The sequence below is a fragment of the Streptomyces sp. NPDC021020 genome, assembly GCF_044333285.1.
In the GTDB taxonomy this organism is placed as follows: domain Bacteria; phylum Actinomycetota; class Actinomycetes; order Streptomycetales; family Streptomycetaceae; genus Actinacidiphila.
Genome location: NZ_JBIRQQ010000002.1, coordinates 114,457 through 137,464 on the forward strand (window position 1 = coordinate 114,457; position 23,008 = coordinate 137,464).

At 73.1% G+C, this 23,008-nt stretch carries 23 protein-coding genes and 1 pseudogene; 7 read left to right on the top strand and 17 right to left on the bottom strand.

Annotation, left to right across the window (positions count from 1 at the left end):
* Window position 1: 1 nt before the first annotated feature.
* From ACH4SL_RS04900 to ACH4SL_RS04955, 12 genes are all read right to left on the bottom strand, one after another.
* The gene (locus tag ACH4SL_RS04900; protein WP_398441994.1) at window positions 2-970 is read right to left on the bottom strand and encodes an ABC transporter permease; all 969 of its coding nucleotides are present in this window, start codon (window positions 968-970) and stop codon (window positions 2-4) included.
* A complete protein-coding gene (locus ACH4SL_RS04905) occupies window positions 957-1,751 on the bottom strand; it encodes an ABC transporter ATP-binding protein (RefSeq protein ID WP_398441995.1) in 795 nt (264 codons plus the stop codon). The genes ACH4SL_RS04900 and ACH4SL_RS04905 overlap by 14 nt, the downstream gene beginning before the upstream one ends.
* Before the next feature lie 49 nt (window positions 1,752-1,800).
* Window positions 1,801-2,955: an aliphatic sulfonate ABC transporter substrate-binding protein gene (locus tag ACH4SL_RS04910; RefSeq protein WP_398441996.1), complete on the bottom strand. Its 1,155-nt coding sequence runs from the start codon at window positions 2,953-2,955 to the stop codon at window positions 1,801-1,803.
* Window positions 2,956-3,211: 256 nt separating this feature from the next.
* Window positions 3,212-4,561, bottom strand: coding sequence for a sulfate adenylyltransferase subunit 1 (locus tag ACH4SL_RS04915; RefSeq protein WP_398441997.1), 1,350 nt, complete (start codon window positions 4,559-4,561; stop codon window positions 3,212-3,214).
* Window positions 4,562-4,563: 2 nt separating this feature from the next.
* The gene (cysD, locus tag ACH4SL_RS04920; protein ID WP_398441998.1) at window positions 4,564-5,499 is read right to left on the bottom strand and encodes a sulfate adenylyltransferase subunit CysD; all 936 of its coding nucleotides are present in this window, start codon (window positions 5,497-5,499) and stop codon (window positions 4,564-4,566) included.
* Entirely contained in the window at window positions 5,496-6,035 is a 540-nt protein-coding gene (cysC, locus tag ACH4SL_RS04925) for an adenylyl-sulfate kinase (RefSeq protein ID WP_398441999.1), read from the bottom strand. Before cysC ends, cysD begins: the two co-directional genes overlap by 4 nt.
* Window positions 6,036-6,058: 23 nt before the next feature.
* Complete coding sequence (locus ACH4SL_RS04930; RefSeq protein ID WP_398442000.1) at window positions 6,059-6,766, bottom strand: phosphoadenylyl-sulfate reductase; 708 nt, start codon at window positions 6,764-6,766, stop codon at window positions 6,059-6,061.
* Window positions 6,763-6,945 carry a hypothetical protein gene (locus tag ACH4SL_RS04935; RefSeq protein ID WP_398178299.1) on the bottom strand — a complete coding sequence of 61 codons (183 nt, stop codon included), beginning with the start codon at window positions 6,943-6,945 and terminating at the stop codon, window positions 6,763-6,765. Before ACH4SL_RS04935 ends, ACH4SL_RS04930 begins: the two co-directional genes overlap by 4 nt.
* Window positions 6,942-8,666, bottom strand: a complete 1,725-nt coding sequence (locus tag ACH4SL_RS04940) for a nitrite/sulfite reductase (RefSeq protein ID WP_398442001.1) — start codon at window positions 8,664-8,666, stop codon at window positions 6,942-6,944. Before ACH4SL_RS04940 ends, ACH4SL_RS04935 begins: the two co-directional genes overlap by 4 nt.
* Before the next feature lie 159 nt (window positions 8,667-8,825).
* Window positions 8,826-8,909: a putative leader peptide gene (locus ACH4SL_RS04945; RefSeq protein WP_322899662.1), complete on the bottom strand. Its 84-nt coding sequence runs from the start codon at window positions 8,907-8,909 to the stop codon at window positions 8,826-8,828.
* A 173-nt stretch (window positions 8,910-9,082) separates the two neighbouring features.
* The gene (locus ACH4SL_RS04950; RefSeq protein ID WP_398442002.1) at window positions 9,083-10,366 is read right to left on the bottom strand and encodes a GAF domain-containing protein; all 1,284 of its coding nucleotides are present in this window, start codon (window positions 10,364-10,366) and stop codon (window positions 9,083-9,085) included.
* Between the two features lie 296 nt (window positions 10,367-10,662).
* Window positions 10,663-11,577 carry an alpha/beta hydrolase gene (locus ACH4SL_RS04955; protein ID WP_398442003.1) on the bottom strand — a complete coding sequence of 305 codons (915 nt, stop codon included), beginning with the start codon at window positions 11,575-11,577 and terminating at the stop codon, window positions 10,663-10,665.
* Between the two features lie 112 nt (window positions 11,578-11,689).
* Here ACH4SL_RS04955 and ACH4SL_RS04960 point away from each other — a divergent pair, with 112 nt between their 5' ends.
* The gene (locus ACH4SL_RS04960; RefSeq protein WP_398442004.1) at window positions 11,690-12,571 is read left to right on the top strand and encodes a helix-turn-helix transcriptional regulator; all 882 of its coding nucleotides are present in this window, start codon (window positions 11,690-11,692) and stop codon (window positions 12,569-12,571) included.
* Window positions 12,572-12,598: 27 nt separating this feature from the next.
* On the opposite strand, the gene ACH4SL_RS04965 is transcribed toward ACH4SL_RS04960, so the two are convergent.
* Entirely contained in the window at window positions 12,599-14,248 is a 1,650-nt protein-coding gene (locus ACH4SL_RS04965) for an acyl-CoA dehydrogenase family protein (RefSeq protein ID WP_398442005.1), read from the bottom strand.
* Between the two features lie 18 nt (window positions 14,249-14,266).
* Here ACH4SL_RS04965 and ACH4SL_RS04970 point away from each other — a divergent pair, with 18 nt between their 5' ends.
* From ACH4SL_RS04970 to ACH4SL_RS04980, 3 genes are read left to right on the top strand one after another with little or no spacing between them, the layout of a single operon-like run.
* Window positions 14,267-15,547 carry a YihY/virulence factor BrkB family protein gene (locus tag ACH4SL_RS04970; RefSeq protein ID WP_398442006.1) on the top strand — a complete coding sequence of 427 codons (1,281 nt, stop codon included), beginning with the start codon at window positions 14,267-14,269 and terminating at the stop codon, window positions 15,545-15,547.
* Window positions 15,548-15,582: 35 nt separating this feature from the next.
* Window positions 15,583-16,290: a helix-turn-helix domain-containing protein gene (locus ACH4SL_RS04975; protein WP_398442007.1), complete on the top strand. Its 708-nt coding sequence runs from the start codon at window positions 15,583-15,585 to the stop codon at window positions 16,288-16,290.
* Between the two features lie 10 nt (window positions 16,291-16,300).
* Window positions 16,301-16,843 carry a GNAT family N-acetyltransferase gene (locus ACH4SL_RS04980; protein ID WP_398442008.1) on the top strand — a complete coding sequence of 181 codons (543 nt, stop codon included), beginning with the start codon at window positions 16,301-16,303 and terminating at the stop codon, window positions 16,841-16,843.
* A gap of 19 nt (window positions 16,844-16,862) precedes the next feature.
* Here the strand turns inward: ACH4SL_RS04980 and ACH4SL_RS04985 are convergent, their stop codons facing one another.
* From ACH4SL_RS04985 to ACH4SL_RS04995, 3 genes are all read right to left on the bottom strand, one after another.
* Window positions 16,863-17,618 carry a class I SAM-dependent methyltransferase gene (locus ACH4SL_RS04985; protein WP_398442009.1) on the bottom strand — a complete coding sequence of 252 codons (756 nt, stop codon included), beginning with the start codon at window positions 17,616-17,618 and terminating at the stop codon, window positions 16,863-16,865.
* Between the two features lie 44 nt (window positions 17,619-17,662).
* Window positions 17,663-18,049 (bottom strand): VOC family protein, encoded by a 387-nt coding sequence (locus tag ACH4SL_RS04990; RefSeq protein ID WP_398442674.1) that lies wholly within the window; start codon window positions 18,047-18,049, stop codon window positions 17,663-17,665.
* Between the two features lie 180 nt (window positions 18,050-18,229).
* Window positions 18,230-19,477: a ThuA domain-containing protein gene (locus ACH4SL_RS04995; protein WP_398442010.1), complete on the bottom strand. Its 1,248-nt coding sequence runs from the start codon at window positions 19,475-19,477 to the stop codon at window positions 18,230-18,232.
* 180 nt (window positions 19,478-19,657) lie between these two features.
* Here ACH4SL_RS04995 and ACH4SL_RS05000 point away from each other — a divergent pair.
* Together ACH4SL_RS05000 and ACH4SL_RS05005 are read left to right on the top strand one after the other, a co-directional pair.
* Window positions 19,658-20,899 (top strand): annotated as a pseudogene (locus ACH4SL_RS05000) (alginate lyase family protein); the annotation flags it as partial.
* Entirely contained in the window at window positions 20,876-21,322 is a 447-nt protein-coding gene (locus ACH4SL_RS05005) for a ricin-type beta-trefoil lectin domain protein (RefSeq protein ID WP_398442675.1), read from the top strand. The pseudogene ACH4SL_RS05000 and the gene ACH4SL_RS05005, both read left to right, overlap by 24 nt.
* Window positions 21,323-21,436: 114 nt before the next feature.
* On the opposite strand, the gene ACH4SL_RS05010 is transcribed toward ACH4SL_RS05005, so the two are convergent.
* Window positions 21,437-22,558: an alkene reductase gene (locus ACH4SL_RS05010; RefSeq protein WP_398442011.1), complete on the bottom strand. Its 1,122-nt coding sequence runs from the start codon at window positions 22,556-22,558 to the stop codon at window positions 21,437-21,439.
* Between the two features lie 62 nt (window positions 22,559-22,620).
* On the opposite strand from ACH4SL_RS05010, the gene ACH4SL_RS05015 reads away from it, so the two are divergent.
* Window positions 22,621-23,007: a MerR family transcriptional regulator gene (locus ACH4SL_RS05015; RefSeq protein WP_398442012.1), complete on the top strand. Its 387-nt coding sequence runs from the start codon at window positions 22,621-22,623 to the stop codon at window positions 23,005-23,007.
* Window position 23,008: the final 1 nt, after the last annotated feature.

Genomic DNA, 23,008 nt, shown 5'->3' on the forward strand with positions numbered 1-23,008 from the left:
GTCACTGGCTCCGTGCGGTCAGACCGCGCGAGCGCAGCACCCAGCGCTCCAGCGGGCTGAAGACGATCAGGTCGATCGCGATGCCGACGACCAGGATCATCAGGATGCCGAGGAAGACGCCCGCCATGTCGGAGGCCTCCCGCATGTTCTCCAGGTAGCGGCCGAGCCCGACCCCGAGGTCCGGGGAGGACGCGATCAGCTCGGCGGCCATCAGCGAGCGCCAGGAGAAGGCCCAGCCCTGCTTGAGCCCGGCCACGTAGCCCGGCAGCGCGGCGGGCAGCAGGATGTACCACGCCCCGCGCACCCCGGTCGCGCCGATGGTGCGGCCGGCCCGCAGGTACAGCGGCGGCACCTGGTCGATGCCGGCCACCAGCCCGTTGGCGATGGACGGCACCGCGCCGAGCAGGATCACCGCGTACATCGTGGAGTTGTTCAGGCCCAGCCAGATCACCGCGGCCGGCACCCACGCCACCGACGGCAGCGACTGGAGCCCGGACAGGATCGGCCCGATCGCCGCCCGCACGAACGGCACCCGCGCCACCACCAGGCCCAGCGGGGTGCCGATGACCAGCGCGGCCGCGAAGCCGAGCAGGCCGTGCGACACGCTGGTCCAGATGATGTCGAAGAGGTCGCCCGCCTCCCACCGCGCCTTCAGCTCGTCGGCCACCGCGGAGGGGCTCGGCAGCTTGGTCTGGTCGGCGACGTGCCCCCACACCGCGAGCTGCCACACCACGAGCACCAGCGCCACCGCGAGGATCGGCGGCAGCACCTTCTTGACGAACACCTGGCGCGCGGTCGTCCGCTCGACGACGACCGCGTCCAGCGCGTCCAGGCCCGCTTCCAGGCCCGACAGGTCGTTCGCGCCGGACCGCCGCGGTTCCTCCGGCGCCTTGTCCTGCGTCTTGTCCAGCGGGCCCGCGGCGTCCTGCGTGCCCGGACCGGGCGTCGGCTCTGTCTCAGTGCTGGCCATGGCGGCGGATCTCCCCACGCAGTTCCTCGGTGATCTCGACGGACAGGTCCGCCACGTCCGCGTCCTCGATCCGCCGCGGCTGCGGGATGCCGATCCGCCACTCGCGGTTGATCCGGCCCGGCCGGGAGGACAGCAGCACGACCCGCTCGGCCAGCCGTACCGCCTCGCGCACGTTGTGCGTCACGAACAGCACCGACAGGCCGGTCTCGGACCAGATCCGGGTCAGCTCGTCGTGCAGCACGTCGCGTGTGATGGCGTCCAGCGCCGCGAACGGCTCGTCCATCAGCAGCAGCCGGCTGTCCTGGGCGAGCGCCCGGGCCAGCGCCACGCGCTGCCGCATGCCGCCGGACAGCTCGTGCACCCGCTTGCCGTACGCGCCGCCGAGCCGCACCAGCGACAGCAGCCGCTCGGCCTCCGGGCGCCGCTCCTCGCGCGGCACACCGCGCAGCCGCAGCGCCAGCTCGATGTTCTTGCCCGCCGTCAGCCACGGGAAGAGCGCGTGCTCCTGGAACATCAGGGCCGGCCGGCCGCCGGGAGTCGTGATGCTCCCGGCGGACGGCTTGTCGAGTCCGGCGACCAGGTTCAGCAGCGTGGACTTGCCGCAGCCCGAGGCGCCCAGGAGGCAGACGAACTCGCCGGGGGCGACATCGAGCGTGATGTCGTCCAGCACGAGCTGCCGGCCGCCGGGCCCGCCGAAGGCCTTGGACACATGGTCGAGCCGGGCCGCGTGCGCGGCGCTCTCCACGGCCTGCTCCTCGGCACCGGTGAGAGTGTCGGCCATGTCACCTCCTGGGATTCTCGGTTCGGTTGTCACGCGGACCCGCGGCCCGTCACTCGCTGCCGAGTCCGGCGGCGCTCACCGCGGGCTGTCCCGCGGCCTTCAGCACCTTGTTGAGCAGCGTGAGGTCGTAGATGCCGTCCAGCTTCGGCTTGTCCAGCAGGCCCGCGGCCACCGCGTGGTCGGCCTCGGACTTGGCGGTCGAGGCCAGCGGGTCGTCGGTCACCTGCAGCGAGGCCCACGCCGGGTCGAGGATGTCCGCCGGCAGCGCCTTCTGCGTCAGCCGCTCCAGCTCGGCGTTGGCGTCCGCCTTGGCCTTGTCGGAGTTGCCCTTGATCCACGCGTTGGTCTTCACCGAGCCGCGCAGCACGGCCTCCACCACGTCCGGGTGCGCGGCCAGGAACTTCTGCGACACGATCACGTTGGTGATCACGAACAGCTTGTTCGGCCACAGCGTGCTCTCGTCGAGCAGCACCTTGGCACCCTCGCTCACGAGCTTCGACGCGGTGGGTTCCGGCACCCACGCACCGTCGATGGAGCCGTTCTTGTACGCGTCCGGGGTGATCTTGTTGTCGGTGCGCACCACCGACACGTCGCCCTTGCCGGACTGCGCGTCGACCTTCCAGCCCTGCGTGGATATCCAGTTCAGCAGCGCCACGTCCTGGGTGTTGCCGAGCTGCGGGGTGGCGATCTTCTTGCCCTTGACGTCCGCGAGCGTCTTGATCTTCTTGGGGTTGACCACCAGCTTGACGCCGCCGGACGCCGACCCGGAGATGATCTTCAGGTTCTTGCCGTCGGACTTGGTGTAGCCGTTGATCGAGGGGGAGGGGCCGATCCAGCCGATGTCGATGGACCCGGCGTTCAGCGCCTCGATCTCGGCGGGACCCGCGTTGAAGGTGGCTTCCTTGATCTTGGTGTCGCCCAGCTCCTGCTGGAAGAAGCCTTCCTTCAGCCCGACCAGCGCGGTGGCGTGCGTCAGGTTCGGGAAGTAGCCGATCTTCACCTCGTCGGCGGAGAGCTTGGCGGCGGGGGTGCTGCTGCCGGACGCCGCGGCGGCCGGGGCGGAGCTGTCGTCGTCCGACTTCTTGTCGGAGCCGTAGCCGCAGGCGGCCAGCGAGCCGAGGAACAGCGGGAGGGCGGCGGCCACGGCGATGAGTCTGTGGCGGCGGGCGGTGGGGCGGGACGCGGGTCGGAGGTGCGCAGACACGGGTGTGTCCTCTCGTCGGGCCCGGCGTGTCGCGCGCTAGGGCGCGGCCGGAAGCTCGTCAGGTCTTCGGAAGTGGTGCATCGGGGCGCGCGGAGCGCGCATGGGGCGTGCGCCGGCGGCCACGGACATGCCGTGGACCGCCGTCGTGCGGGTCAGCCCGCACATCGCGCGACCCCGCCCGTACCCGAGCCGAGCGAGCCGCTGCCGACGCGCCCGCCCTCCTTCGCGAATCCGGAAAAGGCTTCCTGAGCCATGATCAGAAGTCCCAGCCCTCGTCGTCGGCCGCCGCCGCGGCCGCCGGGGGCTCCGCGAACGCCTCGCCCGCCATGCCGGCGGTCAGCGTCGTCCCGTCCGCGGGGTCGATCAGCAGGAAGGCGCCGGTGAGCCGGGCCTCCGCATAGGCGTCGACGGGCAGCGGTTCGGCGGTGCGCAGCAGCACCGCGCCGATGTCGTTGACCTCCAGCGCCGCCGGGGTGTTCTCGTGGGCGAGCCCGTGCGACAGGTCGATCCGGTAGGGGATGGCCTTGACGACCGCCTTGACCGTCCGCGTCCCGTGCTTGAGCAGCACCCGCTCGCCGATCCGCAGCGGGCGCTCGTGCAGATGGCACACCGTCGCCCGGATGTCCTGGGTGACGGCGGGCGCGCAGGCGGTGGGCGCGATCATGTCGCCGCGCGAGACGTCGATGTCGTCGGCGAGCCGTACGGTCACCGACTGCGGCGCCCACGCGGTGTCCACGCTCACGCCCAGCGCGTCGATGCCGGAGACCGTCGTCGTACGCCCCGAGGGCAGCACCGTCACCGGGTCGCCGACCCGCAGCATGCCGGACGCGATCTGGCCCGCGTAGCCGCGGTAGTCCGGGTGCTCGGCGGACTGCGGCCGGATCACGTACTGCACCGGGAAGCGCGCCGGGCAGTCCGTCAGGTCGTGGCTGACGGGCACGGTCTCCAGGTGCTCCAGCACCGTCGGGCCGCCGTACCAGTCCATGTTCGCGGACGGCTCCACGACGTTGTCGCCGGCCAGCGCGGAGATCGGGATCGCGGTGATCTCCGGCACCCCGAGCGAGGCGGCGTACGACGTGAACTCCTCGGCGATGGCGGCGAAGACCGGCTCCGCGAAGTCCACCAGGTCCATCTTGTTGACCGCGAGCACCACGTGCGGCACCCGCAGCAGCGCGGCCACGGCGGCGTGCCTGCGGGTCTGCTCCACCACGCCGTTGCGCGCGTCGACGAGCACCACCGCGAGCTCCGCGGTCGACGCGCCGGTGACCATGTTGCGGGTGTACTGCACATGGCCCGGCGTGTCGGCCAGGATGAACCGGCGGCGCGCGGTCGCGAAGTAGCGGTAGGCCACGTCGATGGTGATGCCCTGCTCGCGCTCGGCCCGCAGGCCGTCGGTGAGCAGCGCCAGGTCGGGGGCCTCCTGGCCGCGGACCTGCGAGGCCCGCTCGACGGCTTCGAGCTGGTCGCTGAGCACCGACTTGGAGTCGTGCAGCAGCCGCCCGACCAGGGTGGACTTGCCGTCGTCGACGGATCCGGCGGTGGCGAACCGCAGCAGCGTGGTCGCCGACAGCTCCTCGGCGGTCAGCGGGCTGGTGGAGACGCTCATGTCTAGAAGTACCCCTCGCGCTTGCGGTCCTCCATGGCCGCCTCCGACATCTTGTCGTCGGCGCGGGTGGCACCCCGTTCGGTCAGCCGGGAGGCGGCGATCTCGGTGATCACCGCGTCCAGCGTGGTCGCGTCCGAGTCGACCGCGCCGGTGCAGGACATGTCGCCGACCGTGCGGTAGCGCACCGTCCTGGTCTCGACCGGCTCGGCCGCTTTCGGACCGCCCCACTCGCCGGCGGTCAGCCACATCCCGTTGCGCCGGAAGACCTCGCGGTCGTGCGCGAAGTAGATCGAGGGCAGCTCGATCTTCTCCCGCGCGATGTACTGCCACACGTCCAGCTCGGTCCAGTTGGACAGCGGGAAGACGCGCACGTGCTCGCCCGGCGCGTGCCGGCCGTTGTAGAGCTGCCACAGCTCGGGGCGCTGGCGGCGCGGATCCCACTGGGAGAATTCGTCGCGCAGCGAGAACACCCGCTCCTTGGCACGGGCCTTCTCCTCGTCGCGCCGCCCGCCGCCGAAGACCGCGTCGAAGCGGTGCCCGGAGATGGCCTCGGTCAGCGGCACGGTCTGGAGCGGGTTGCGCAGCCCGTCGGGGCGCTCGCGCAGCCGCCCGTCGTCGATGTAGTCCTGCACCTTGGCCACGTACAGCCGAAGGCCGTGCTCGGCGACCGTGCGGTCGCGCAGGTCCAGCACCTCCGGGAAGTTGTGCCCGGTGTCGACGTGCAGCAGCGAGAACGGCACCGGCGCGGGCGTGAACGCCTTGAGCGCCAGGTGCAGCATGACGATCGAGTCCTTGCCGCCGGAGAAGAGGATCACCGGCCGCTCGAACTCGCCCGCGACCTCGCGGATGATGTGGACGGCCTCGGACTCCAGCGCGTCCAGGTGGGTCAGCGCGTACGGGCTGTCCCGCTGCTCGGTGTGCGTCGCGATGGTGCTCATGTCGTCAGACCCCTCTCGGAGAGCAGCGCGTGCACCGCTGCGGCGGACTCTTCGACGGTGCTGCCGTGCGTCTCGATCCGCAGGTCGGGGGTCTCCGGCACCTCGTAGGGGTCGTCCACCCCGGTCAGCCCGGTCAGTTCGCCCGCGGCCTGCCGGGCGTAGAGGCCCTTCACGTCGCGCACCGCGCACACGTCGACCGGCGTGGCCACGTGCACCTCCACGAAACCGGTGCCCTGCGCCTGGTGCCGCTTGCGTACCGCCTCGCGGCTGTCGGCGTACGGCGCGATGACCGGTACGAGCACCAGCACCCCGTGCGAGGCGAGCAGTTCGGCGACGAAGCCGATCCGCTGCACGTTGGTGTGCCGGTCCTCGCGGCTGAACCCCAGGCCCGCGGAGAGGAACTCGCGGATCTCGTCGCCGTCGAGCACCTCGGTCCGGTGGCCGTCGGCCGCCAGCCGCGCCGCGAGCGCGCGGGCGATCGTGGTCTTGCCGGCGCTCGGCAGGCCGGTGAGCCAGACGGTGGCGCCCGCGTTCATCGAAGCCTCCTGCGAAGTGGCCGTCACTGGTGTATCCCGCACTCGGTCTTGCCGAACGCCGCCCAGCGTCCGGCCCTTGCGTCCTCGCCCTCCAGTACCCGGCGGGTGCAGGGCGCGCAGCCCACGGAGGCGTAGCCGTCCGTCAGCAGCGGGTTGGTGAGCACCCCGTGCTCGGCCACGTAGGCCTCGACGTCCTCTTGCGTCCAGCGGGCGATCGGGGCGATCTTGACCTTCTGCCGCTTGGTGTCCCAGCTGACGACCGGGGTGTTCGCCCGGGTCGGCGACTCGTCCCGGCGCAGGCCGGTCGCCCACGCGTCGTAGCCGGCCAGCGACCGCTCCAGCGGGGCGACCTTGCGCAGCGCGCAGCACTTGTCGGGGTCGCGGTCGTGCAGCTTCGGGCCGTACTGCGCGTCCTGCTCGGCGACGGTCTGCTCGGGCGTGACGGTGATGACGTTGACGTCCATGACCGCCGCGACGGCGTCGCGCGTCCCGATGGTCTCCTCGAAGTGGTAGCCGGTGTCGAGGAAGACCACGTCGATGCCGGGCAGCGCGCGCGAGGCGAGGTGCGCCACGACGGCGTCCTCCATCGACGACGTCACGCACAGGCGCGGGCCGAAGGTGTCGGCCGCCCAGCGCAGCACGTCGAGCGCGGACGCGTCCTCCAGGTCGCGGCCGGCCTGCTCGGCGAGCTGCTGCAACTGGTCGGCCGGGTACGAAGAAGCGGTGGTCACGAAGCGCCTCCCTGCGGGGAATCGGCGGCCGGCCTCCTGGCCAGCAGCCCGAGGAACGACAGCTTGAATGCACGGGAGCATGCCCGGCATTCCCAGGCGCCGTGCCCGCCCTCCTCGGAGGGGCGCAGATCCTCGTCGCCGCAGTAGGGGCAGTAGAACGGGGCGGCACGCTCGCTCACGACAGCGCCTCCTCGGAGGCGCGCGCCGCCCACTGGGCGAACCGCTCGCCGTCGGTGCGCTCGGCCCGGAAGCGCGTGAGCACCCGCTCGACGTAGTCGGGCAGTTCGGCGGCGGTGACCTTCAGGCCGCGCACCTTGCGGCCGAAGCCCGCGGTCAGGCCGAGGCTGCCGCCCAGGTGCACCTGGAAGCCCTCGGTCTGCTCGCCGTCGGGGCCGGTGACCAGCTGGCCCTTCAGACCGATGTCGGCGGTCTGGATACGGGCGCAGGAGTTGGGGCAGCCGTTGATGTTGATGTTGACCGGCTCGTCGAAGTCCGGCAGGCGGCGCTCCAGTTCGTCGATGAGCGAGGCGCCGCGCGCCTTGGTCTCGACGATGGCCAGCTTGCAGAACTCGATACCGGTGCACGCCAGGGTGCCGCGCCGGAAGGGCGACGGGCGCACCTGGAGGTCCAGCGACTCCAGGCCCGAGACGAGCGAGTCGACCTGGTCCTCGGCGACGTCCAGGACGATCATCTTCTGGTCGGTCGTGGTGCGCACCTGGTCCGAGCCGTGGCCCTGGGCCAGCTCGGCGATCTTGGTGAGGGTGGCGCCGTCGACCCGGCCGACGCGCGGGGCGAAGCCCACGTAGAAGCGGCCGTCCTTCTGCCGGTGCACCCCGATGTGGTCGCGCCAGACCCCCTTGGGGGTCTCCGGCGCGGGGCCGTCGAGCAGCGGGCGCCCCAGGTACTCCTCCTCCAGCACCTGGCGGAACTTCTCGGTGCCCCAGTCGGCCAGCAGGAACTTCAGCCGGGCGCGGGAGCGCAGCCGGCGGTAGCCGTAGTCGCGGAAGATGCCGACCACCCCGGCCCACACGTCGGGCACCTCGTCCAGCGGCACCCACGCGCCGAGCCGCTCGCCCAGCCGCGGGTTGGTGGACAGCGCGCCGCCGACCCACAGGTCGAAGCCCGGACCGTGCTCGGGGTGCTCGACACCGACGAAGGAGATGTCGTTGATCTCGTGCACCACGTCGAGCTGCGGCGAGCCGGAGATCGCGGTCTTGAACTTCCGCGGCAGGTTGGAGAATTCCTTGCTGCCGATGTAGCGGGTCTTGATCGCCTCGATCGCCGGGGTGCCGTCGATGATCTCGTCCTCGGCGATCCCCGCGACCGGGGAGCCCAGGATGGTGCGCGGGGTGTCGCCGCACGCCTCGGTCGTGGACAGCCCCACCGCTTCCAGCCGGCGCCAGATCTCCGGCACGTCCTCGATGCGGATCCAGTGGTACTGCACGTTCTGCCGGTCGGTGATGTCGGCGGTGCCGCGCGCGAACTCCTGCGAGATCTCGCCGATGACGCGCAGCTGGGCCACCGTCAGCCGGCCGCCGTCGATGCGGACCCGCATCATGAAGTAGCGGTCGTCCAGCTCCTCGGGCTCCAGGATCGCGGTGCGCCCGCCGTCGATCCCGGGGCGGCGCTGCGTGTAGAGGCCGTACCAGCGCATGCGTCCGCGCAGGTCCGCGCCGTCGATCGCGTCGAAGCCGGCCTTGGCGTAGATCGTCTCAATGCGCGTCCGCACGTTGAGACCGTCATCGTCCTTCTTCGTCTGCTCGTTGCCGTTGAGCGGAGTGAAGTGGCCCTTGGCCCACTGGCCTTCACCGCGGTGCCGCGTCGACTTGCGGCGCGACGCGGCGGGTGTCCTGGGCGTCCCGGCGGGCGGCTGCGGGGTGTCGGCGGGGCTGGATGCCATGGCGATGCGTCCTTCTGACAGGCTCGAATACGGTCGTTGACGGCGCGGAAGTACCCTGTGGCCTGGGGAAACGCAGAGCGGTGGTACGACGGCCGCGGACACAGGGGAACTCCCGTGCATCCACGACGGCGGGGATGGCGGAGCGGTGCAGCTGTGCGGTCAGCCCGCCGGACAGATGGCGCTGGAAACGCGGCAGAAGTCGACGTGCGGCCGACCTACCAAGGCGATTCCAGTGCGAGACATGACGGAAGCGTGGCACGCACGTCTCGGGGGAGTCCACCGTTATCCACCATGTGGACGTCATCATCTCACTATGCGGCAAACTATGGCGCACGTCACGTCCCCGCGAGGGCCCGGGAAGCGCGGACGACGCGCAGGTGGGAAGCGCGGGAGAGGCTACCGGGTGCGACCGGGGCTCAGCCGCGCGGGGCGCGGCCGGCCAGCACCGCGGGCGCCACCGAGTGCGGCAGCAGGTCGGCGGCCCGGCGCGGGCCCAGCAGCTCGACCTCCACCTCCTCCGCGAAGCGGTACGGGCGGTGCGCCAGCACCCCCGCGAGCGTGCGCCGCAGCCGGGACATCTCCACCCGCACCGTGACCGTACGGGTCGGGTCGCCGAACAGGTCGCCCGCCAGCTCCGCCGCCGTCCGCCCCGCCCGGTGCACCGCCAGGACGTACAGCAGCTCCGCATGCCGGGGACTGAGCGGCAGCGCCCAGCGGCCCGCCGGGCCGGCCACCGTCACCGTCCAGGACGCCGGACCGCTCACGTCCACCACCACCCGGCCGCCCGCGGGCGCCGGCTCGCCCTCGCCGACCCGCACCAGCCAGCCGCCCGGCAGCGGCTCGATCCCGCACAGCCCCAGCGCCGGCAGCCACACCTGCCCCGCGGCCACCGCCGCCGGCAGCGCGATCCGCTCGGCCGGCGCGATCCCGGTCGCCGCCGCCGTCCAGCCGTTGCGGTCCACGACCACCGCCCGGCCGCCGATCCCGGCGAGCAGCGGCGCCGCGACCGACCGCAGCCGCTCCACCGCCGCCCAGTGCCGCGCCCGCAGCTCGCCCTCGGCGACCCGGGCGACCGCCGAGACCAGCGACAGCGTCGCCGGGTGCACGGTCGAGGCGGGCCCGCTCACGTCCACCACGCCCAGCAGCCGCCCGTCGCGCGGGTCGTGCAGCGGGGCGGCCGCGCACGTCCAGCCGTGGTGGGTGCGTACGAAGTGCTCGGCGGAATGCACCTGGAGCGGCTTGCGGGTGACGAGCGCGGTGCCGATCGCGTTGGTGCCGACGACGTCCTCCGACCAGGACGCGCCCTCGGCGAAGCCCAGCCGGTCGGCGCTGCGGCGCACCGCGACGCTGCCGTCGCGCCACAGCACCCGGCCCTCGGCGTCGGTGACGACCATGATGTGCCAGGCAGCGTCCGCGACCGAGACCAGGCCGTCGGCCAGCACCGGCAGCACCTCGCCGAGCGGGCTGCCGTGCCGGCGGTGCTCGATCTCCTCCGCGGCCAGCAGCCCGTTGTGCCGCCCGACGTCCGGATCCACCCCGTGGCCCAGCGTCCGTGCCCAGGACGCCCCGATCACCGCGCGGGGCGCCTCGGGCGGGGTGTCCCCGGCGAGCGTGGCCGCCCGCACCGAGGCGAGCAGGTGCGGCGACCTCGTCAGGTCCGACCCGTCGAGCCGCCCGTAGCCGATCGGCCGGTCTGCCACGCCGCCTCCGTCCCGCCGGGGTGCCCCCGCAGCTCCCGCTGCCCATGGTGCCCGGGTACGGCCCCGGGCCGCCGGGGTTTGGTGCAACGGTGTGCAACGGTTGCGCCGAGAGCGCTTACCGACGGACAGTGACGCCGCGTCACCTTCGGGGGTGGTGCCGAGTCGGCGCGGCGCCACCCCCGGCCGGGGACCTTCCGTCCCGCAGGGCCGGGGCCCGCGCGCGGGCCCCGGCCGCGTACGCCGGTCGTCCTTCGTATACGACCGCCGGACCCGCCGTCGCCGTCACGCCGCCCCCGTCACGCCGCCGCGGCGAGCACCGGGGAGAGGGCGCGGCGCAGGAAGGCGCCCGCGGAATCCAGCGCCGCGTCGGCCTCGTCGAGCAGTCCGGAGCCGGCGAAGCGCTGGAAGACGTGCGTCGCCCCGGGGGTGATCTCCAGCCCGACCGGCACGTCGTCGGCCGCCGCGCGGGCGGCCAGGGCCACCGCGTCGTCCAGCACGATCTCGTGCGAGCCGGCCTGCACCAGCAGCGGCGGCAGCCCCCGCAGGTCGTCGAGCGCCGGCACACCGGACGCCCCGCCCTGGTAGTCGGCGGCGTAGCGGCGCAGCATGTGCGCGGTCAGGATCGGGTCGTCGCCGGCCCGCGAGGTGATCGAGGCCCCGGAGAGCGTCAGGTCGTACCAGGGGGAGAAGACCACCGTGCCCGCGGGCAGCGGCAGCCCGGCCTCCCGCGCGGCGACCAGCGCCTGGAGCGCGAGGCCGCCGCCCGCCGAGTCGCCCGCGAAGGCCACCCGCGAGGGCGCCGTGCCCTCGTCCAGCAGAGCCCGGTAGACGGCGAGGGTGTCCTCCACCGCGGCGGGGAAGGGGTGCTCGGGCGCGAGCCGGTAGTCCACCGAGACCCCGCGGCCGCGTACCCGGGAGGCCAGGCCCGCGGTGAGCGCGGTGCCCGAGCGGGCCGAGCCGACGACGAAGCCGCCGCCGTGCAGGTACAGCACGACCGGGGTGTCCGGGCCGCTCCCGGTCTCCGGGTGGGTGGTGTGCACGACCGGCACCCCGCCGAGCCGGCCCTCGGTGGTGGCGGTGCCGGCCGGCAGCACGGCGGTCGACGTGATCTGCTCGAAGAACTCCCGCTGCTCGGCGAGGGTCAGGTCCGGGTCCAGGGCGGGGCGGTTGCGCAGCATGTCCTGGAGGTTCGTGATCTGGGTCTGTGTCATGCCCCCACCGTGCCGCCGCCGCTCCACGGGGAAAATCGGAGCGCTTCGCCTAGGACGGGCCGTCCTAGGGACACCCGGCCGCACCCGCCCCGCCCCGTTGCATGATGGGGGCATGCAGATGGACCGCGAGCAACTCGCCGACTTCCTGCGCCGGTCACGCCACCGGCTGCGCCCGGAGGAGGCCGACCTGCCGGTCGGGCGGCACCGCCGCACCCCCGGGCTGCGCCGCGAGGAGGTCGCCCAGCTCGCGGGCATGTCCGCGGATTACGTGATGCGGCTCGAACAGGCCCGCGGCCCGCAGCCCTCGACGCAGATCCTCGCCTCGCTGGCCCGCGGGCTGCGCCTGACCACGGACGAGCGCGACCACCTGTACCTGCTCGCGGGCCACCCGCCGCCGCTGCGGCAGTCCGCGGGACTCCACGTACGCCCCAGCCTGCGCTACCTGCTGGACCACATGACGCAGACCCCGGCGCAGCTCGTCGGCGACCTCGGGGACCTGCTGGCGATGAACGCGCTGGCCGAGGCGCTGTTCGGCTGCGTGTGCACGGTCGCCGAGGGGGAGCGCAACATCCCCTGGCGGTGGTTCACCGACCCCGCCGTGCGCGCGGGCTTCCCGCCCGAGGAGCACGCCCCGCACAGCCGGGAGATGGTCGCCGACCTGCGCGCGGCCGTCGCGCGCCGCGGGAACGACGCCACGGCGGCTGCCCTGGTCGCCCGGCTGCGGGAGGCCAGCGGGGAATTCCGCGGGCTGTGGGACGCGCACGAGGTCGCGGTGAAGCAGCGCAGCCGGATGCGGGTGCTGCACCCCGAGGTCGGGCCGATCGCCTTCGACTACGAGGTGCTGCTCACGCCGTCGCAGGACCAGCGGCTGCTGGTCTTCACACCGCCGCCGGGCTCGCCCGGCGTGGACGCCCTCGCCCTGCTCGGCGTCCTCGGCCCGGCCACGGCGCACCGCAGCCACCGCGGCGGACCCGCGGCCGTACCGGCGCCGTAGCCGTACCTTCCCGCGCGGCAGCCCCGCTCAGCCCGCCACCGGCGCCGCCCGCTCCAGCAGCGGCCCGAGGTCCAGGCCCGAGGGCAGGGTGCCGAAGGTCGAGCCCCACTCGCCGCCCAGCCGGGACGCGCAGAAGGCGTCGGCCACCGCGGCCGGGGCGTACCGGACCAGCAGCGAGCCCTGGAGGACGAGCGCCATCCGCTCCACGACCCGGCGGGCGCGCGCCTCCACGCCCTCCAGGTCGCCCAGCTCCGTCAGCAGGTCCTTCACCGCCGCGTCCAGCCGGTGGTCGGCGCCCCGCGCCCGCCCCACCTCGGTCAGGAACGCCTCCACGGCCAGCGGCTCGCGCCCCAGCACCCGCAGCACGTCCAGCGCCTGGACGTTGCCCGAGCCCTCCCACACCGAGTTGAGCGGCGACTCCCGGAAGATCCGCGGCATCCCGGACTCCTCCACGTAGCCGTTGCCGCCCAGGCACTCCAGCGCCTCGGCCGCGACCGCCGGGCAGCGCTTGGTCACCCAGAACTTGGTCACGGCCACCCCGAGCCGCCGCAGGGCCCGCTCCTGCTCGGTGTCCGTGTCGTACGCCGCCGCGAGCCGCATGACCGCGGCGGTCGCGGCCTCCGACTCCAGCGCCATGTCGGCCAGCACGTTGCGCATCAGCGGCTTGCCGATCAGCGGCCCGCCGAAGGCCTCCCGGTGGGTCGCGTGGTGCACGGCCTGCGCGACGGCCTGCCGCATCAGCGCCGCCGAGCCGAGCGCGCAGTCCAGCCGGGTCGCGGCGACCATCCCGATGATCGTGGCGACCCCGCGGCCCTCCTCGCCGACCCGGCGGGCCCAGGAGTCGCGGAACTCGACCTCCGCGGAGGCGTTGGAGCGGTTGCCCAGCTTGTCCTTGAGCCGCTGGATCGCGAAGACGTTCCGCGTCCCGTCCGGCAGCACGCGCGGCAGCAGGAAGCACGTGAGCCCGCCCCTGTCGGAAGAGGATGCCTGGGCCAGCACCAGGAAGCCGTCCGACATCGGGGCCGAGCAGAACCACTTGTGCCCGGTCAGCGCGTACGTCCCCGGCTCGGCGAGCGGCACCGCCCGGGTGGTGTTGGCACGCACGTCCGAGCCGCCCTGCTTCTCGGTCATGCCCATCCCGAACAGCGCCCCCGGCTTCTCGCCGGGCGCCACCAGCCGCGGGTCGTAGGAGTGCGAGCCGAGCCGCGGCTCCCACTCCGCCGCCAGCGCCGGGTCGGTACGCAGCGCGGGCACCGCGGCGTGCGTCATCGACACCGGGCAGCCGTGCCCGGCCTCGACCTGCGACCACACCAGGAAGCCGGCCGCCCGCCGCAGGTGCCCGGCGGGCCGCGACCAGGCGTCGGTCAGGCCCGCGGTGATCGCGTGCCCGAGCAGCCGGTGCCAGGACGGGTGGAAGTCGACCTCGTCGACGCGGTTGCCGTAGCGGTCGTGGGTGCGCAGCACGGGGGAGTAGGTGTTTGCCTCCTCGCCCCACCGCTGCGCCTGGGCGGAACCGGCGGCCTCGCCGAGCCGGACGAGTTCCTCGGTGACCTCCGCGAGCAGGGCCGGGTCCGCATGGCGGGCGACGGCCTCGGTCAGCGCGGTGTCGGTGCTGTATACGTCATGGCCGACCAGGGGCGGGGCCTGGTTCGTGACCGTGTGGGTGACGGCAGTCATGCCAGCTAACGTAAGGGGGTGCAAGCAGCAGAAGAAAGAAGCCACCGGCGTCCGAGCCGCTGGCGGCGGGCCCGGGTGCTCTACCGCAACGTCTCCAAGCGGAAGGTCGGCTGGCTGCTGCTCAAGGACACGGTCGACTCGTGCCTGGAGTACCGCGTCACCGGCCTCGCGGCCGAGGCGGCCTTCTTCGTGCTGCTGTCGCTGCCGCCGCTGCTGCTCGGCCTGGTCGGCGCGCTCGGCTACGTCGACACCGTCGTCGGTCTCGACACCATCGACCACATACGTCACAACATCCTCAGCGCGTCCGGGACGGTGCTGTCCGACAAGGGCGTCAACGACCTGGTCAAACCGCTCGTCGACGACGTCTTCCACGGCCGCCGCCCGGACCTGATCTCGATCGGCTTCGTCATCGCCCTGTGGTCCGGCTCCCGGGCGGTCAACGTCTTCGTCGACACCATCACCATCATGTACGGGCTGGAGGGCCGCCGCGGCATCGTCAAGACCCGGCTGATGTCGCTCGTCCTCTACGTCGTCGCGCTCGTGCTCGGCGCGGCCGTGCTGCCGCTGGTCGTCGTCGGCCCCGGCGCCGTCGACGACCTCATCCCCGGCGTCACCGGCACCGTCCACGTCCTCTACTGGCCCACCGTGCTGCTCGCCTCGGTCGCCTTCCTCACCACCCTTTACCACGTGTCCGTCCCCGTCCGGTCGCCGTGGTACGAGGACGTGCCCGGCGCGCTCGTCGCACTGCTCATGTGGATGCTGGGCAGCTTCGTCCTGCGGATCTACCTCGGGCATGCCGTCGAGGGCCACACCATCTACGGCTCCCTCGCCGCGCCCATCGCCGTCCTGCTGTGGATCGGCGTGAGCGCCTTCGCCGTCCTCGTCGGCGCCGCGGTCAACGCCGCCGTCGACCGCGTGTGGCCCTCGCTGGCCACCGCCGCCGCCCGCGAGGAGAACAACCGCCGCAAGGAGGCCGTCGCCGCCGAGGTCGTCGCCCGCGCCGCCGCCCGGCGCGCCCGGCAGGCCGCCGCGGCCGGGGATCTTGAGGACGCCGACGACGACGATCCGCCCGCCGAATACCCCGAGCGCTGGGTGGACGTCCTCCCGCACGCCGACTTCCGCTCCCGGCTGCGCGCCCGCCGCCCCCGCCCCGAGCGCCCCGAACCGCTCGACCCGCCGCGCCGCCCCCGCCCGCTCGCCCCGCCGCGCCCCACGGCCCCGCCCCGGCTGCCGCCCGCGCCGCCGTCACCGCCCTTCCCGCCGCAGCCCCAGCAGTGGGACGAGCACCGCAACCACTGAGCACCCCGGCCGTCGGGCCGCGGCATCATGGTGACGTGGGCGGATATCGCGAGCGGCCGGGCGCGGTCCCCGGCGTCACCGTGTGGAGCCGCACGGACGGCGGCGGCGACCCCTACCGTGTGCTGCCCGACGGCTGCATGGACCTGATCTGGCACGACGGCACCCTGCTCGTCGCCGGTCCCGACACCGCCGCGTACGTCGCCACCGCCCGCCCCGGCAGCACCTTCGCCGGTCTGCGGTTCGCGCCCGGCACCGCGCCCGCCCTCCTCGGCGCCCCCGCCGCCGAGGTGCGCGACCGCCGGGTGCTGCTCGCCGACCTCTGGCCCGCCGCCCGCGCCCGGCGCCTCGCCGAACGCGCCGACGCCGGCCCCGTCGCCGCCCTCGAAGCGTGGGCCGTCGCCCGGACGGCCGAGGCCGCGCCCGCCGACCCGCTGCCCGCCGCGATCACCGCCGCCCTCGCCGCGGGCCGGTCCGTCGCGGGCGTCGCCGCCGCGTGCGGCCTCGAGGAACGCCAGCTGCGCCGCCGCTGCGAGACCGCCTTCGGCTACGGGCCGCGCACCCTCGGCCGCGTCCTGCGCCTCCAGCGCGCCCTGGCCCTCGCCCGCGCCGGTGTCCCCTTCGCCCGTGTCGCCGCCGACACCGGCTACGCCGACCAGCCCCATCTGGCCCGCGAGGTCCGGGCGCTCGCGGGCGTCCCGCTCGGCGAGCTAATCCGGTTGCCGCCCGCCGCCCCCGCCGGGTAGGAAGGCGCACATGCTACGAGGCCGTACGGTCGGGCTGCGGGCCCGGCACGAGGAGGACATCCCGATCCTGCGGGCCGAGCTCTTCGACGACGTGGCCACCGCGTCGCGCTCCGAGGGAGAGGCCTGGCGCCCGGCGGCGCCCGGCACGAAGGACCCCCGGTTCGTGACGGACGACCAGGACCCGAAGAACGTCCCGTTCTCCGTGGTGGAACTGGCCGGCGGCACACTCGTCGGCCACGCCAACCTGTGGGGCATCGACAACCACAGCCGCTACGCCCACATCGGTCTGAGCCTCCTGCCGTCCGCCCGCGGCAAGGGCTACGGCAAGGACGTGGTCGCGGTGCTGTGCCACTACGGCTTTGTCGTCCGCGGCCTCAACCGGCTCCAGATCGAGACCCTCGCCGACAACCCCGCGATGCTGCGCGCCGCCGAGACCAACGGCTTCGTCCGCGAGGGTGTGCTCCGCTCCGCGGCCTGGGTGATGGGCGGCTTCGTGGACGAGGTCGTCCTCGGCCTCCTCGCCCACGAGTGGCAGCCCCCGGCGCAGCCCTGACCGGGCCCCGCCCCCGCCGTCACGCGGGCGAGAACACGGCCACGTCGTAGCGTTCGAGGACCGGCCCCGCCCCACCGGCGCGGGCCGCGTCCGCCAGCGACGCGAGCCCCGCGCGGAATTCCTCCGCCGTCAGGTGGCCGAATTTGGACTGGGGCCGGGTGACCAGCCGGTCGTGGTATTCGCGCAGGCTCGCCGTCACCGGCTGCGCGAAGGAGACCGTCTCCACCAGGGCGAACCCACCGGCGGCGAAGTCCGCGACGACTTCCGCCTCGCCCGGGAAGCGCCGCTCGTCGGCCTCGCGCAGCAGCGGCCAGTGGTCGTAGACCACCGAGTCCAGGCGCTCGCGGAAGGTGGTGCGGACGACCACCCGTCCGCCGGTGCGCACGACGCGCGCCAGCTCGCCCACCGCCCGCGGCCGGTCCGGGAGGTGGTGGATCACCCGCGAGAGCAGGGCCAGGTCGAAGCTGCCCGCCGGGGCGGGCACCGCTTCCGCCGACCCCGCCACGTAGCGCACCGCCGGATGCGCACGGTGCTGTCGCGCCTGCGCGAGCATCGCCTCCGAGGGGTCCACGGCCAGCACGGTGGCGCCCTCGATCCAGCGGGCCGTCGCGGCGGAGAACACGCCCGTCCCCGCACCGACCTCGACGACCGCGGGCGCCGGGCGCGGCGCGTAGGAGGCGATCAGCTCCACCCAGGCCCGCAGGGACCGCTCCGGCATGCCGTTGCCCGCGTCGTACGCACCGGCCAGCCGCTCGTCGTCGTAGGGACGGCTCATGCGACCGATCCTGGCGCGGCGGGCGGGCCCGCACAAGCGCGTTCTCAGACCGCGGCGAAGAGGTCGACCGGGTTGCCGTCCGGGTCGTGGACGACGGCGTAGCGCTGCCCCCAGAAGGCGTCCCACGGCTTGAGGTGACCCTCGTAGCCCGCCCCCGTCAGGGTGTCCCACAGCGTGTCCACGCCCGCGGGGGTGCCGCAGTCGAAGGCGAGTGCGACGTGGTTGCCGCGGGCCGGCTGCCACCCGGGATCGAAGGACCTGACGGTCGCGACGCTGTCCCAGGCCAGCCGCAGGCCGCCCGCGAGGGTGACCTCGACATGGGCCTCCTCGTCGGCGGCCGCGGGCAGGTCGATGCCCAGCAGCCGGTAGAAGCGCAGGGAGGCCGCCATGTCGGAGGCGACGATCCCGATCAGGTCCAGGCGCGGAGTCACGTGAGGTGCGTTCATGCCCCGACGCTAGCCCGCGGGCGCGGGCCGGTCTTGTACGAAACGGACGCCCGTCCGTGCCGGTCCTGAACGAAACGGACGCCCGTCCGTCCGGCCCGGGGAAGGCGCCGCCGCGAATGCGCACCCATGCTCCGCGGCGGCGCGGTCTCTTCTCCCCGGGTGGGGTCAGGTGGTGGGCAGGTGCCAGACCTGGTTGGTCGCGCCCGTGCAGGACCAGATCTGCAGGCGGGTGCCGTTCGCGGAACTCTTGCCCGTCGCGTCAAGGCACTTGCCCGACTGCGGATTGACCAGGGCACCGCCCGTACCGGGCTGCCAGACCTGCGAGCCCGTCCCGTTGCAGTCGTACAACTGCACCTGCGTGCCGTTCGCCGTACCCGCCGCCGCGACATCCATGCACTTGCCCAGGGCGCGCAGCGTGCCGTCCGAACCGACCGTCCAGGACTGGGCGTTCGTGCCGTTGCAGTCGTAGAGCTGGACGGCCGCACCGTTCGCGCTGCTCGCACCCGCGACGTCCACACACTTGCCGCCCAGGCCCGTGACCGCACCGCTGCCGCCGCCGGGGGGCGGGGTGACGGGGCCGGACGCGCCGCCGAGCCAGCGCAGGCCCTGGAGCAGGAGCTGGTTCTGCTGGGGGCTCGCGAAGGTCGACGACAGGGTGGTGTTCGTCGCGTAGTCCATCGCGTTGTGGCCGAAGTTGTTGTAGATCATCTTGTAGTTGCGGTTGCTCCACACGATCGGGTAGTAGCCGCTGTACCAGGTCTGGTTGGGGTCGGTCCCGATCGGGAAGGTGGACTGGTCCATCGACGCGAGGATGTCGATGGCCGGGTTCTGCCGCAGGTCGTGCTGCCAGCTGTACCACTCGCTCACCGACGAGGTGATCGTGGACGGCAGGCCCGCGGTCGCCGCGTGGTTCGGGTCCTCGATGCGCAGCGTCTCGGACGTCGGGCCCCAGCTGTTGGACTTGAAGGTGCCGGTGCCGAGGAAGGTCTCGTGGTACCAGGACCAGTCGCTGGGCGTCTGGTCGTTGTACGCCGCGACATGGAAGCCCATCCAGCCGCCGCCGCCCTCCATGTAGCCGCGGAAGGCGCTCTGCTGGGCCGCGGTGTGCGGGTAGTTGTCGAGGAACATGACGACCTGGTAGTTCGCCAGGTTCGCGGTGTTGAGCTGGTTCCAGTCGTTGGTCGCGGTGTACGAGAAGCCGTTGGCCGCGGCCTGCTGCGGGAACCAGGAGTTCGCCTCGTGGACGAAGCTGATGTGCGCCGCGTCGTACGTGCCGTCGTAGAACGCGAGGATCTTGAACGGCGTTGCCGCGTGGGCGCGGTGGAACGGCGCGGTCAGCGCGGCGAGCAGCAGGGCGACGAGTGCCAGCAGGCGTATCGCCGTGCGGGGTCGTGCGGTGCGGATGGGGACCATCGGTGGCCTTCCTGTGCGCGACGGTGGGGGGACGTGCGCCTGTAGGGGGATTCAAAGGTCTAGACGGTGTTCATGTCAATGACCTATGGTCCATACCACCGACGAAATCCCCCCACCTTCCCTCGCGTTCGAGGAGTCCTCATGAGACGCGCCACGCAGCGAAGTAACCGGTTTCGTAGAATGCCCGCACTCGTCGCCTTCGGAGCGGCAATCGCAACGGTCGCTGCCTTGGTGACCGGTACCGGCGCCGCGACCGCCGCCACCCCGGCCGCGGCGAAATCGGCCCCCGCGGCCGCCCGGCCGGCCGCCGCTGCCGCACCCGCGGCCGCGGCCGCGCCGACGTCGTTCGTTCATCCCGGAGTCATGGTCAGCCGGTCCCAACTCGACTTCGTCCGCGGCAAGGTGCAGGCCGGAGCGGCGCCCTGGGCGGCCGCGTACAACCAGATGATCTCCAGCTCGTACGCCTCCCTCTCGCGTACGCCCAAGCCGCGCGCGAGCGTCGACTGCGGCCCGTACTCCAACCCCAACAACGGCTGTACGGACGAGCGCGAGGACGCCATCGCCGCGTACACCGACGCGCTCGCCTGGTACATCAGCGGCAACTCCGCCTACGCGCAGAAGGCCGTCGCGCTGATGGACGCCTGGTCGGCGACCATCACGACGCACACCAACAGCAACGCCCCGCTGCAGACCGGCTGGGCCGGGTCGGTGTGGCCGCGCGCCGCCGAGATCATCAAGTACACGTACACCGGCGGCTGGCCGAACGCCGGGCGCTTCGCGACGATGCTGCGCACCGTCTACCTGCCCGAGGTCATCAACGGCTCCAACAGCAACGGCAACTGGGAGCTGACGATGATGGAGGCCGCCGTCGGCATCTCCGTCTTCCTCGACGACGCCTCCTCCTACGACCGGGCGATCGCCCGCTACCTCAACCGCGTCCCGGCGTACGTCTACCTCAGCTCGGACGGCGCGCTGCCGAAGACCGTGCCGGGCAGCGGGCTCACCACAGCGGCGCAGATCATCGGCTACTGGCAGGGCCAGTCCACCTTCGTCGACGGTCTCACGCAGGAGACCTGCCGCGACTTCACGCACACCGGCTACGGCATCGCGTCCATCTCGGACGTCGCCGAGACCGCGTACATCCAGGGCCAGGACCTCTACCCGCAGGTCGGCCCGCGCCTCCAGCAGGCGCTCGGCTTCCAGGCGAAGTACGAACTGGGCGCGACCCCGCCGTCCTGGCTCTGCGGCGGCAGCCTCAACCTGGGCCTCGGCCCGGTCACCGAGGTCGGCTTCAACGCCCTGCACAACCGCATGGGCATCGCGATGACCAATACCCAGACCCTCACCGAATCGCGGCGCCCCGCGGGCACGAACAACCTCTTCGTGGCGTGGGAGACCCTGACCAACGCCGACAACCCCGACGTCGCCCCCGGCGGCGCCACCCCGCCGCCGTCCGCCACCTCCGGTGCGGTCACGGGTCTGGGCGGCAAGTGTGTGGACGTCGCGGGTGCGAGCAGCGCGAACGGTGCGGCCGTCCAGCTCTACGACTGCAACGGCACCTCCGCGCAGACCTGGACGGTGGCCTCCGACGGAAGCCTCCAGGCGCTCGGCAAGTGCATGGACGTGTCGGCGGCGGGTACGGCGAACGGCACGCAGGTGCAGTTGTACGACTGCAACGGGACGGGCTCGCAGGTCTGGCAGCCCGGCACGGGAGGCACCCTGGTCAACCCGCAGTCGGGCAAGTGCCTTGACGCGACGGGCAAGAGTTCCGCGAACGGCACCCGCCTGCAGATCTGGTCCTGCACGGGCGCGACCAACCAGGTCTGGCACCTGCCCACCACCTGACCCCGCCCGGTGGCGCCCCGCGACCGCGGTCGCGGCCGCGGGGCGCCACCGGCGACAGCCGGGCACGCGAATGCGGAGTCCGGGGCGCGGTACGGGCGTGCACCCCACCGGGCTTCAGGCCGCGGCCGGTTCGGGGGCCGGCGGGAGGGTGGGGTAGTCCGTGTAGCCGGATGCGCCGCCGGTGTACATCAGGCCGTGGTCCTTCACCTGGGTGATCGGGGCGCCGGTGCGAAGGCGTTCGACCAGGTCGGGGTTGGCGAGGAAGGAGCGGCCGAGGGAGATGAGGTCGGCGCCGGCGGTGAGCAGGCGTTCGGCGGCCGCCTTGCCTCCGTCCGGGGGGAGCGGGGTGCCCCAGCCCAGGACGGGGTTGGCGATCAGGGTGCCGGTCCAGCGCTTGCGGATGTCCTGGAAGAGGGGCCGGCCGGGGTCGGCGAAGACGACGTGCAGGTAGGCCAGGTCCCAGCCGTCGAGGGCGTCGAGGAGGGCGGGGTAGATCTGCTCGGTGTCGCCTTCGTCGATGCCGTTGACCGTCACACCCGGGGAGACGCGCACGCCCACGTGCTCGGGGCCGATCGCGTCGGCGACGGCCCGGACGACCTCGACGGCGAACCGGACGCGGTGCGCGACCTCACCCCCGTACGCGTCGGTGCGCCGGTTGGTGTTGCGGGCCAGGAACTGGTGCAGGAGGTAGCCGTTGGCGGCGTGCACCTCGACGCCGGCGAAACCGGCGTCCATGGCGTTGCGGGCGGCGGCGGCGAAGTCGGCGACCGTGCTGCGGATCTGCGCGGTGGTCATGGCGAGCGGCACGACCGCGGGCTGTTGCCCGGTGGGCGTGTGGATCGTGTCGGGCAGCGGGACGGGTGACGGCGCGAGCGGGACGAAGCCGCTGGTGTCGGGGTGCCCGACCCGCCCGCCGTGCTGCAGTTGCAGGAACATCCGGCCGCCCGCGGCTGCCACGGCGTCGGTGACGCGCCGCCATCCGGCGACGTGCCCGGCGCTGTGGATCGCGGTGATGTTGGGGTAGGTCCGCCCCACGGCGTTCGGGGTGGAGGCCTCGGCGATGATCAGCCCGGCGGTGGCACGCTGGGCGTAGTAGGTTGCCATGACCGGTTCTGGGGTGCCGTCGGCCGCGGCCCGGTTGCGGGTCATCGGGGCCATCACCAGGCGGTTGGGCAGCAGCAGGCCGCCGAGGCGGGTGGCGTCGAAGAGGCTCGGGAAAACGGGTGTGTTCGTCATGTCCCGGACGGTAGAACATGACATTGATGTCAGGTTCAAGTCGTCATCAGGTGAGGTGGGGTATGCGGATCGGCGAACTGGCCAGGCGCACCGGGGTGAGCGAGCGTTCCTTGCGCTACTACGAGACCCAGGGGCTCCTGCGCCCGGAGCGCACCCCCGGCGGGCAGCGCGACTACGGGGACTGGGCGGTCGACCGTGTCATCCGCGTCCAGACCCTCTACGCGGCGGGGCTGTCCAGCAAGAAGATCGCCCAGTTGCTCCCCTGCATGCGCGACGACGGCGGCCCGAGCGAGATCGCCACCCCCGAACTCGTCGACGAACTCACGAAGGAACGCGAGCGCATCGACCGGACGATCACCGACTTCATCCGCTCGCGCGACGTCCTCGACGAAGTGATCCACATGGCGGAGGAGCGCTGGAGCACCACGGCGCAGGCGCCGCCGTCCTGAG

What these genes read in the sequence shown, in the direction of transcription:
- ACH4SL_RS04960 (WP_398442004.1), top strand. Translation starts at nt 11,690, where the DNA reads ATGCAGATGGACCGCGAGCAACTCGCCGACTTCCTGCGCCGGTCACGC.
- ACH4SL_RS04965 (WP_398442005.1), bottom strand. Translation starts at nt 14,248, where the DNA reads ATGACTGCCGTCACCCACACGGTCACGAACCAGGCCCCGCCCCTGGTC.
- ACH4SL_RS04900 (WP_398441994.1), bottom strand. Translation starts at nt 970, where the DNA reads ATGGCCAGCACTGAGACAGAGCCGACGCCCGGTCCGGGCACGCAGGAC.
- ACH4SL_RS04945 (WP_322899662.1), bottom strand. Translation starts at nt 8,909, where the DNA reads ATGTCTCGCACTGGAATCGCCTTGGTAGGTCGGCCGCACGTCGACTTC.
- cysC (WP_398441999.1), bottom strand. Translation starts at nt 6,035, where the DNA reads ATGAACGCGGGCGCCACCGTCTGGCTCACCGGCCTGCCGAGCGCCGGC.
- ACH4SL_RS04915 (WP_398441997.1), bottom strand. Translation starts at nt 4,561, where the DNA reads ATGAGCGTCTCCACCAGCCCGCTGACCGCCGAGGAGCTGTCGGCGACC.
- ACH4SL_RS04980 (WP_398442008.1), top strand. Translation starts at nt 16,301, where the DNA reads ATGCTACGAGGCCGTACGGTCGGGCTGCGGGCCCGGCACGAGGAGGAC.
- ACH4SL_RS04985 (WP_398442009.1), bottom strand. Translation starts at nt 17,618, where the DNA reads ATGAGCCGTCCCTACGACGACGAGCGGCTGGCCGGTGCGTACGACGCG.
- ACH4SL_RS04995 (WP_398442010.1), bottom strand. Translation starts at nt 19,477, where the DNA reads ATGGTCCCCATCCGCACCGCACGACCCCGCACGGCGATACGCCTGCTG.
- ACH4SL_RS04905 (WP_398441995.1), bottom strand. Translation starts at nt 1,751, where the DNA reads ATGGCCGACACTCTCACCGGTGCCGAGGAGCAGGCCGTGGAGAGCGCC.
- ACH4SL_RS05015 (WP_398442012.1), top strand. Translation starts at nt 22,621, where the DNA reads ATGCGGATCGGCGAACTGGCCAGGCGCACCGGGGTGAGCGAGCGTTCC.
- ACH4SL_RS04940 (WP_398442001.1), bottom strand. Translation starts at nt 8,666, where the DNA reads ATGGCATCCAGCCCCGCCGACACCCCGCAGCCGCCCGCCGGGACGCCC.
- ACH4SL_RS05010 (WP_398442011.1), bottom strand. Translation starts at nt 22,558, where the DNA reads ATGACGAACACACCCGTTTTCCCGAGCCTCTTCGACGCCACCCGCCTC.
- cysD (WP_398441998.1), bottom strand. Translation starts at nt 5,499, where the DNA reads ATGAGCACCATCGCGACGCACACCGAGCAGCGGGACAGCCCGTACGCG.
- ACH4SL_RS04955 (WP_398442003.1), bottom strand. Translation starts at nt 11,577, where the DNA reads ATGACACAGACCCAGATCACGAACCTCCAGGACATGCTGCGCAACCGC.